Raw genomic sequence first — 8,450 nt, forward strand, 5'->3', positions numbered from 1 at the left:
CTCAGGCCGAGATGCGCCACCTAGGCCTTAGAGGGGCTAGAGCCTTCAGGAGACATCGACGGTCATGGAATACGCGTTCGAGACGATCACGCCGGACCAGGCGCTGAACATCAAGCTCGGCGACACGCTGACGATCAATGGCGGCCCCGCCCGCGCCGTGAGCGTAACCTACCAGTCCTATGATCCGCTGGCGCTGACGCCTGAGGTTCCGAGCATCCTGGTGACCTTCGCCGGCCGCACCGTGAAGTTCGGCACGGGGCTGACGCAGCTGTCGGACGTGGGCGGCATCGTCATGGCGGACGGCTCGAAGCTGTTCGTGGGCGACGCTGGCTCGGAGCGGGAGAGCGGCACGGACCTGCACGACGGCCTCTACGGCGGCCCAGGCGACGACCAGCTCTCGGGCCTCAAGGGCGACGACCTCCTCCATGGCGGCAGCGGCGACGACGTGCTGGCGGGCGGCCAGGGCGCCGACAGCCTCTATGGCGGCCAGGGCGACGACATCATCTTCGGGGCCGACGACGCCGTCTCGCTGGGCTCGGACGCCGGCAACTTCGCGCACGGCAACCTGGGCGACGACGAGGTGTACGGCGCCTCCGGCGCCGACTGGCTCTACGGCGGCCAGGGTAACGACTTCCTGGCCGGGCGCGACGGCGACGACTACCTGTCAGGCGACCTCGGCGACGACGAGCTGCAGGGCGGCCTTGGCGACGACAGCCTGGTCGGCGGCGGCGGAAACGACACGGTGCAGGGCGGCTTCGGCGCCGACCGCCTGAGCGGCGGGGCCGGCGACGATCTGCTGGTCGCGCAGGGGCCGGCGGGCGCCTGGATGCGCGGCGACGAGGGCAATGACACCCTGTCGAGCGCGACGGCTGGGCAGGACACGCTGTACGGTGGCGAGGGTCGCGACCGCTTCGAGTTCGTGATCAAGACGCCGCCGACCTTGGGCCAGGACGACCTCATCATGGATTGGGAGGCGCACGACACGCTGAGCTTCGCCGAAGTCAGCATCCTCTCGCCCGCGGCGATCCTCCCGACGTCCTATTCCGAGTTCGTGGCGAACGACTACGCCGAGGCGCTGCGCATCGCCAACGAGCATATCTCGGGACCCGGCGCGAAGTACGTCGCCGCTCAGGTGGGCGCGAACGTCATCGTCTTCGTCGACGGCGGCGACCCGGCCGACGGGGCGGACACAGCCGTGGTCCTCGTGGGCCGGACGCTGGCCGACATCAGCCTGACGAACTTCGTCTAGGCAGGGCAGCGCTGGAGGGTGATCGGTCCGTCCCAGGGCCCGCCCTCGACCGTCATGCTCTGCGGCGGCGCGGGATCGGTCATGGAGAGTACGATCTCGCCGTCGCTCTGCGAGCCCTCGTGCGTGCAGGCGGCCTCGATGCGGTAGCCGCTCGCGGAGGGCTCCACCTTCTTGAAGGTGCAGCTCACCTCGCCCGCGGTCGCGACGCCGTCGGTGCGGAACACCCACGCCCCGTCAGCGCAAAGCTGCGGCCCAGCGGCCCAGCGGCCGGCGAAGCTGGGCGGCTGGAAGGCAGGCTCCGCTTGCGGCGCAGGTGCTTCGCCGGCGGGCGCTTCGGCCACGGCGGTGGTCTTCGGCGGGGTCTCGGCGCGATCACAGGCGGCGAGCGCGAGCAGCGGGATCAGCATCAGGGACGGGCGCATGGCCGACGAACGGCCGCGCCGCAGGCCACGTTCCGGCAAGCGGCTGTTTGCGTGCGATGCAGCATGGTCTAAACCCCGGCGCAATCTCGTCAGCCCCGAGGGAGACCTTAAGCCCATGTCGCTCGAATCCGCCGCGCTCGCCCGCGTGAAGCCGTCCGCCACCCTGGCGGCCGACGCGAAGGCCCGCGAGCTGAAAGCGCAGGGGCGGAACGTGATCAGCCTTGCCGCCGGCGAGCCCGACTTCGACACGCCGGAAAACATCAAGGAAGCGGCCATCAAGGCCATCCGGGACGGCAAGACGAAGTACACCAACGTCGACGGCATCCCGGAGCTGAAGGAGGCGGTCTGCGCCAAGTTCGCGCGCGAGAACGGCCTCGCCTACAAGCCCAGCCAGGTCAACGTGTCGCCGGGCGGCAAGCCGGTGATCTGGAACGCCCTGCTCGCCACCCTGAATCCGGGCGACGAGGTGATCGTGCCGACGCCCTACTGGGTCAGCTACTGGGACATCGTCCTGCTGGCCGGCGGCAAGCCGGTCGCGGCGCCCACCTCGGCGGAGACCGGTTTCAAGCTGGGCGCGGCCGAGCTCGAGTCCAAGATCACGCCGAAGACGCGCTGGATCATCCTGAATTCGCCGTCGAACCCGTCGGGCGCCGCCTACACCAAGGCCGAGCTGCGCGCCCTGGCCGACGTCCTGCTGCGCCATCCGCACGTGTGGATCCTGACGGACGACATGTACGAGCACCTGGTGTTCGGCGACTTCGAGTTCTTCACCATCGCCCAGGTGGAGCCGAAGCTCTACGATCGCACCCTGACCATGAACGGCGTGTCGAAGGCCTATGCGATGACCGGTTGGCGGATCGGCTACGCGGCTGGCCCCGAGCCTCTGATCAAGGCCATGGCCAAGGTCATGAGCCAGACGACGTCGAACCCGTCCTCGATCTCGCAGTGGGCGGCGGTCGAGGCGTTGAACGGGCCGCAGGACTTCATCAAGCCGAACGCCAAGCTGTTCGAGCAGCGCCGCGACCTGGTCGTCTCGATGCTGAACCAGGCGAACGGCATCAAGTGCCCGACGCCCGAGGGCGCCTTCTATGTCTATCCGTCGGTGGAAGGCCTGATCGGCAAGACCGCGCCGTCGGGCAAGGTGATCGCCTCGGACGAGGACTTCGCCGTCGAGCTGCTGGAGACCGAGGGCGTCTCGGTGGTGTTCGGCGCGGCCTTCGGGCTCTCGCCGCACTTCCGGATCAGCTACGCGACCTCTAACGCGGTGCTGGAAGACGCCTGCCAGCGGATCCAGCGCTTCTGCGCCGAGGTGAAGTAGGCCCTAGATCTTCGTCCGCCAGGTCCCCTTCACGACCTCTTTCGTGCGGTTGAGGTGGACGGTGTCGTCCTCGACGCGGTCCACCCAGCTCAGCGGGATCATGTGGTGCTTCAGGCCGGCCGTCAGGTCGAGCTTGGTCAGCTCGATCTCGTCGCCGACGACGTGGTCGACGCGGCCGACGTGGCCGCCGTCGGAGCCCACCACCTCCATGTGCTGGACGATGTCCGAGGGTTGGACCATGCTCGTCTCCTCGTGGTTCCGAGGAGCGGAAACGAGCCTGGACTGTATGAGGTTTCGCCGGTGGCCGAGCCGATCAACCTGAACAAGGCCCGCAAGGCGCGGGAGAAGGCGCAGGCGAAGGCCGCCGCCGCGGAGAACCGCGTGCGCTTCGGGCGTCCCAAGACGGAGAAGGTCGCCTCGAAGCTGGAAGCCGAACGGGCCCGCCGTGAGCTCGAGGGGAAGAAGCGCGACTAGCGCTCCTTCGGCACCGCGCCATCGCGGGCTTCCACCGGGATGGCGTCGTAGATCGTCGGCGGCGTGATGTTCAGCCGCCGCCGGGCCGCGTCCAGCGGCTCGGCCATGAGCCGCTCATAGTCTTCGCCCAGCAGCCACTTGGCGGCCTTGCCGCGCTTGTAGCCCTGCCAGATCGCCTTGACGTACGGATACGCCGCGCCACGCGCCTTGGAAGCCGCGCCCAGCGCGATCACCAGCCAGCCCAGGCCCTTGGTCTGGGCGTAGGAGAACGCCACCAGGCAGGACTCGCCCAGCGCATCACGATGATAGCCCGACAGCACGTGCCAGATGTCGTGGACGTCGCGGGTGCGGCGGCCGAACCAGGCGTAGGGATGACGGTCTTCGATAGCCTGGGCCGCCTCGCGGCTGACCATGGCCAGTCCCTCGGCCGACAGCTGCTCCGAACGCACGAAGGTGCGGTAGGCGGCGCCGACGCTGCCTTCCGGCAGGCTGTCCAGCCAGGCGTCGTCCATCAGCTTTTCGGCCAGCTCCTGGCGCTCGTAGGCGATGCGGCCGCCTTCGGCGGTCGTCAGCAGGCGCTGGTACCCTTGCGCCGTCGAGCGGCCGTTCAGGGCGCGCATGATTTCGAACACCTGCCGAGTGTCGTCCTTGTCCGCCAGCAAGCGGCGCAGCGAGCGCAGGGCCCGACCCCACTCCAGCTTCGTGGAAGCCATCGGAGCGGTCTCGCGGAAATCGGCGGTCACGTCGGCCATAGCCATGGGTGGAGCAGCCTCGGGTAAGCGGGTCTCACTAAAAATGACGCCCGCGTCATGTTTTGGCAAGAGGGCTGGCGTTTTCCTATCCCAGGTCCGTAAACAGGATCTCGATGCCCCAGCTCCGCAAGCGCTCCGTCCTGCTCTCGGGTCACGCGACCTCCATCGCGCTGGAGCCCGAGTTCTGGGCGGTGCTGGACGAGATGGCCGAGCGCCGGGGCGTCAGCCTCGCGGCGCTGATCGTCGGGATCGACCGGGCGCGGGCCGGCCGTCCGCTGGCGTCGGCCTGCCGGGTCGCAGCGCTGGAGTATGCGCGGAGTCGCTGAGGCCTTATTCCGGCGTCGGCGCGGCCGGGCCGTTGGCCACGTTCCCGGGGGTGGCCGGGGTCGTGCCGCTGGCGGGCGCGGGCGGCATGACGGACGGCCCCTGCTCGGCCGTCGGATGCGAACCGCCGCCCGGCGTGCGGTCGGTCCCGCCGCGCTGGATCATCGCCACCACCAGCCAGCCGACCAGCAGGGCGAGCACGATCCAGACGAGCGGGGGAATGCGGCGGCTGGACTTCTTCGCCTGGCCTTGGTCGGTCATGGGTTCGGTCTCCTATTGCGGCCGGGGAACCGGCGTATCGGGGATGCGGGGAGCTTGCGGCAGCCGTGGCGGGGCGACGGCGGGCATCGCATCGGCGGCGTCGGCGATGAGCCGCACCGCCTCGGACGCCTCGTCGCGCTGACTGAAGGCGGCCCAGGCCAGGGCTACGGCCAGCATGGCCACCGCCCCGGCGAGGAACGCCACCCAGGGACGCGTCCGATGGTCAGAGACGCCGCGGTCCACGCCGATCTCCCTTCGAGCGGGTAACGAACCCCTCCCGCGGCAGTTCCGGCGCCTCCGCCGTGGGTTTCACATCGCGCAGCTCACGCAGCAGCTGCTCGATCACGTCCCAGTCGATCGGCACCGACTTGCGGAACCGAAGGCAGCCCTTGCTTCGCCTGACGCGCGCCAGCGTCTCGGCGTGGCGGTCCAGGATCTCGGCCGCATCGAAATAGAGGGAAACGTACTGCTTCTGCTCGGCGAAGCCGAAGGCCGTGCGGCCGGCGCGAATGTAGGTGGGCCGCCCCCACAGCATCCGCTCCTCGTGATCGGACAGCACGCGCCGCGCCAGGTCGCGCAGCCTGGCCAACTGCGGGGCGCGCGCGGAGGACGCCTCGGAGAGGTAGATGTCCACGGTCGCCGCCTGCGACTGAACCATCGATGGCGTACACCCAGCAGCCCGCGATCGCACGTCGCCCGGGCGTCGGTGATCAACGCCGATCGGCGCCGCTGGGGTTCCAAGAATTTCACGCCGGAACCGCGAAATGCGCCGCGCCTTTTCCAGACCTCCCTACGGCTCCCTCCAGACCCCCAGGCGGCGCGGCGATGTCCCAGAAGGTTGGCGTTCTCACCTTCCACCGGTGCATCAACTACGGCTCATACTGGCAGGCGCGGTGCTCGGCCGAGGGCCTGGCCGAGCGCGGCGTCGACGTCGTCCTGCTGGACCACCATTCCGAGCGGGTGAACTGGGCCGAGTGGCGCTGCGCGTTGCAGCCGTTGCTGCCCACGCCGGTCCCCCCGGCCGACCGCCGGCTGTACGCGGCCAAGGCGCGGAAGTTCTTCGAGGCGTTCGCCAAGCTTCCAATGTCGCGGCCGTTTCACCTCGAGAACCCGAGCAGCATGGAGCCGGTGGACACCGTCGTCGTCGGCAGCGACGAGGTCTGGAACTTCCGCCATCCCTGGTACGCCGGCTATCCGCTGTTCTTCGGCGAAGGCCTGAAGGCCGATCGGGTCGTCGCCTACGCCGCCAGCTTCGGCTCCCACGACGCGGCCGACGCTCTGGACCGGCGCTGGGCCGAGCGGCTGCAGCGGTTCGAGGCCTTGGCGGTCCGCGACGAGAACTCCCGCCAACTGGTGCAGGGGGCGCTGGGCCGTGAGCCCGAGCTGGTGCTGGATCCCTGTCTCCAGTTCGCCCACGTCTGCCGGCGCGACCCGACGGACCAGCCGCGTGATGTCGTCGTATACGGCCACAGCTTCCCCGCCTGGTTCGGCAGCCTAGTGCGTCGATGGGCCGAGGCGGCCGGGCTGCGCCTCGTCAGTCTCGGCTACCGCAACGACTGGGCGCACGAGCAACGGCTGACCGCCGGGCCCGAGGAGTTCGCGCAGGCGATGGGGAACGCCTTGGCCGTCGTCACGAACTTCTTCCACGGCTGCGTGTTCGCCCTCGTCAACTCCAAGCCGTTCGTCTGCATCCCCAGCGCCTACCGCTCGAACAAGGTGCAGAACCTGACGCGCGCCGTCGCCGCCGAGGACCGCCTGATCGGCGAGGACGCCGGGCTCTCGCGCCTCGACGACCTGTTGTGCGAGCCGCTGGGCCCGAGCGTCCAAGGCGCCATCGACGCGATGAGGCGCCGGTCGGGCGCCTACCTCGACCATGCGCTCGCCTGACGCCCTCAGCCCGCGGCAGGTGGTGAAGGCCGGCCTCTGCGTCGGCTGCGGCGGTTGCGCCGCCCAGGGGCGAGACGCCGGCGCGCACCTGCGCTTCGACCGCTTCGGGCGGCTGCGCCCCGACGGCCCGCGCGAATGGGTGAGAACGGCAAGTTCGTCACTCGCCCGCACCTGTCCGAGCTCCCCCGCCGCCCGCGACGAGGACGCGCTGGCTCTCGATCTCTATCCGACCGCCCGCCACCTCGACGGTCACATCGGCCGCTTCGAAGCGGCGTACGTCGGCGCGGCGGCGGAGGGCGACTTCCGCGCCCTCGGCAGCTCCGGGGGCATGGTCACCTGGACGGCCGCCGAGCTGATGCGCCGCGGCCTCGTGGACGGGGTCGCCCACGTGAAGCCAGCGCCGGCCCCGCGCGGCGAGGCGCCGTTCTTCGCTTACGGCATCTCGCGCAGCCAAGCCGAGCTGAAGGCGGGCGCCAAGTCCCGCTACTACCCCATCGAGATGTCGGGCGTGCTGGACGAGATCCGGCGGGTTCCCGGCCGCTACGCCGTCGTGGGCGTGCCCTGCTTCATCAAGGCGGTGCGCCTGCTCTGCCGCGAGGACCCGATCCTGCGCGAGCGGGTCGCCTTCACGCTGGGCCTGTTCTGCGGCCACATGAAGAGCGCCCGCATGGTCGAAAGCTTCGCCTGGCAGCTGGGGACCCAGGTAGAGGCGGTGGACGCCGTCGACTTCCGGGCGAAGGACCCGGGCCGGCCGGCCAACTGGTACACCGCGCACCTGCGACTGACGGACGGCTCCGAACGCAAGCAGGACTGGTGGCATCTGGCCGACGGCGACTGGGGTGCGGGCTTCTTCCAGTATCCGGCCTGCAGCTTCTGCGACGACGTCACGGCCGAGACCGCCGACATCAGCTTCGGCGACGCGTGGGTGGAGCCCTACGCCTCTGACGGGCGCGGCACGAATGTGGTGGTGGTGCGCTCACCGCTTCTGGCGCAGATCGTCCCCGAGGGAAGCGCGGCAGGCCGTCTGGAGCTTCAAACGGTGGACGCCGGATTCGTGCGAGAAACCCAGGCTGCGGGCTTCCGCCATCGGCGGGAGGGGCTCTCGCTCCGGCTCTCGCGGCGGCGAGGGCTGCGCCCGCGCAAACGGGTGCCCGCAGATGCGCCGGCGCTGACCTGGCGCAGGCGGATGGTCTATGGCCTCAGGCAAGCGATCACCACCTGGAGCCACCGGGTCTTCTGGCTGGCGCGGGTGCTGCGGCGGCCTGGCCTCTACACCCGCTGGGCCAAGGCATCGCTCGCCGTCTACCAGGGCTTCGCCTGGTCGCAGGGCCGCATCGGCAAGCTCGTCGATCGCCTGGAAGGCAAGCGCGCCTAGCCGGGCTGTGCGAACACCGCGGCGAGATCCTCAGGACCCATGAGCCGGTAGCGCCCGGGCTCCAGGTCGGCCGGCAAGTCGAGGCCGCCGACGCGGTCCCGATGCAGGGCCGTGACGTGATTGCCGACGGCGGCGAACATCCGCCTCACCTGGTGGTAGCGGCCTTCGGTGATCGTCAGGTGGGCCGTGGTCGGCGACAGCGGCTCCAAAACGGCGGGCGCGAGCGGCTTCTCCTCGCCTTCCAGCATCAGCTCGCCTGCGGCGAAGATCGCCCCCTCGTCGCCGCGCAGGGGACGCGCGAGCGTCGCCAGGTAGCGCTTGGCCACGTGCCGACGGGGCGAGATGATCCGGTGCAGCAGGTCGCCGTCGTCGGTGTTGCCACGTCAGC

Annotated in this window: 12 protein-coding genes and 1 pseudogene; 6 read left to right on the forward strand and 7 right to left on the reverse strand. The window is 70.0% G+C overall.

Annotated features, from left to right (window positions below; genetic code table 11):
• The first annotated feature begins 64 nt into the window (after positions 1-64).
• Positions 65-1,249, forward strand: coding sequence for a calcium-binding protein (locus RIF93_RS16045; protein ID WP_309092455.1), 1,185 nt, complete (start codon positions 65-67; stop codon positions 1,247-1,249).
• Here the strand turns inward: RIF93_RS16045 and RIF93_RS16050 are convergent.
• On the reverse strand, positions 1,246-1,671 hold the full coding sequence (locus tag RIF93_RS16050; protein WP_309092456.1) for a hypothetical protein: 426 nt from the start codon (positions 1,669-1,671) through the stop codon (positions 1,246-1,248). The genes RIF93_RS16045 and RIF93_RS16050 overlap by 4 nt on opposite strands.
• A gap of 115 nt (positions 1,672-1,786) precedes the next feature.
• Here RIF93_RS16050 and RIF93_RS16055 point away from each other — a divergent pair, with 115 nt between their 5' ends.
• Positions 1,787-2,989 (forward strand): pyridoxal phosphate-dependent aminotransferase, encoded by a 1,203-nt coding sequence (locus RIF93_RS16055; RefSeq protein WP_309092457.1) that lies wholly within the window; start codon positions 1,787-1,789, stop codon positions 2,987-2,989.
• 3 nt (positions 2,990-2,992) lie between these two features.
• Here the strand turns inward: RIF93_RS16055 and RIF93_RS16060 are convergent, their stop codons facing one another.
• Positions 2,993-3,229, reverse strand: a complete 237-nt coding sequence (locus RIF93_RS16060; protein WP_309092458.1) for a DUF2171 domain-containing protein — start codon at positions 3,227-3,229, stop codon at positions 2,993-2,995.
• Between the two features lie 60 nt (positions 3,230-3,289).
• On the opposite strand from RIF93_RS16060, the gene RIF93_RS16065 reads away from it, so the two are divergent.
• Positions 3,290-3,463 (forward strand): DUF4169 family protein, encoded by a 174-nt coding sequence (locus RIF93_RS16065; RefSeq protein WP_309092459.1) that lies wholly within the window; start codon positions 3,290-3,292, stop codon positions 3,461-3,463.
• Here the strand turns inward: RIF93_RS16065 and RIF93_RS16070 are convergent.
• Entirely contained in the window at positions 3,460-4,221 is a 762-nt protein-coding gene (locus tag RIF93_RS16070; RefSeq protein ID WP_309092460.1) for a Coq4 family protein, read from the reverse strand. The genes RIF93_RS16065 and RIF93_RS16070 overlap by 4 nt on opposite strands.
• 107 nt (positions 4,222-4,328) lie before the next feature.
• Between RIF93_RS16070 and RIF93_RS16075 the strand changes: the two genes are divergently transcribed.
• Positions 4,329-4,541, forward strand: a complete 213-nt coding sequence (locus tag RIF93_RS16075) for a ribbon-helix-helix domain-containing protein (protein ID WP_309092461.1) — start codon at positions 4,329-4,331, stop codon at positions 4,539-4,541.
• Positions 4,542-4,545: 4 nt separating this feature from the next.
• On the opposite strand, the gene RIF93_RS16080 is transcribed toward RIF93_RS16075, so the two are convergent.
• The 3 genes from RIF93_RS16080 to RIF93_RS16090 are packed head-to-tail and all read right to left on the reverse strand — an operon-like array spanning position 4,546 to position 5,458.
• The gene (locus RIF93_RS16080) at positions 4,546-4,800 is read right to left on the reverse strand and encodes a hypothetical protein (protein WP_309092462.1); all 255 of its coding nucleotides are present in this window, start codon (positions 4,798-4,800) and stop codon (positions 4,546-4,548) included.
• 12 nt (positions 4,801-4,812) lie between these two features.
• A complete protein-coding gene (locus RIF93_RS16085) occupies positions 4,813-4,977 on the reverse strand; it encodes a hypothetical protein (RefSeq protein ID WP_309092463.1) in 165 nt (54 codons plus the stop codon).
• A 46-nt stretch (positions 4,978-5,023) separates the two neighbouring features.
• Positions 5,024-5,458: a DUF1801 domain-containing protein gene (locus RIF93_RS16090; protein WP_309092464.1), complete on the reverse strand. Its 435-nt coding sequence runs from the start codon at positions 5,456-5,458 to the stop codon at positions 5,024-5,026.
• A 167-nt stretch (positions 5,459-5,625) separates the two neighbouring features.
• Here RIF93_RS16090 and RIF93_RS16095 point away from each other — a divergent pair, with 167 nt between their 5' ends.
• Both RIF93_RS16095 and RIF93_RS16100 read left to right on the forward strand, forming a co-directional pair.
• Positions 5,626-6,687, forward strand: coding sequence for a polysaccharide pyruvyl transferase family protein (locus RIF93_RS16095; RefSeq protein ID WP_309092465.1), 1,062 nt, complete (start codon positions 5,626-5,628; stop codon positions 6,685-6,687).
• Positions 6,674-8,062: a Coenzyme F420 hydrogenase/dehydrogenase, beta subunit C-terminal domain gene (locus RIF93_RS16100; protein WP_309092466.1), complete on the forward strand. Its 1,389-nt coding sequence runs from the start codon at positions 6,674-6,676 to the stop codon at positions 8,060-8,062. Before RIF93_RS16095 ends, RIF93_RS16100 begins: the two co-directional genes overlap by 14 nt.
• On the opposite strand, the pseudogene RIF93_RS16105 reads toward RIF93_RS16100, so the two are convergent.
• Positions 8,059-8,436 (reverse strand): annotated as a pseudogene (locus tag RIF93_RS16105) (16S rRNA pseudouridine(516) synthase); the annotation flags it as partial. The gene RIF93_RS16100 and the pseudogene RIF93_RS16105 sit on opposite strands and share 4 nt — an antisense overlap.
• Between the last annotated feature and the right edge of the window lie 14 nt (positions 8,437-8,450).

This window comes from Phenylobacterium sp. (genome assembly GCF_031181185.1).
Lineage (GTDB): Bacteria > Pseudomonadota > Alphaproteobacteria > Caulobacterales > Caulobacteraceae > Phenylobacterium.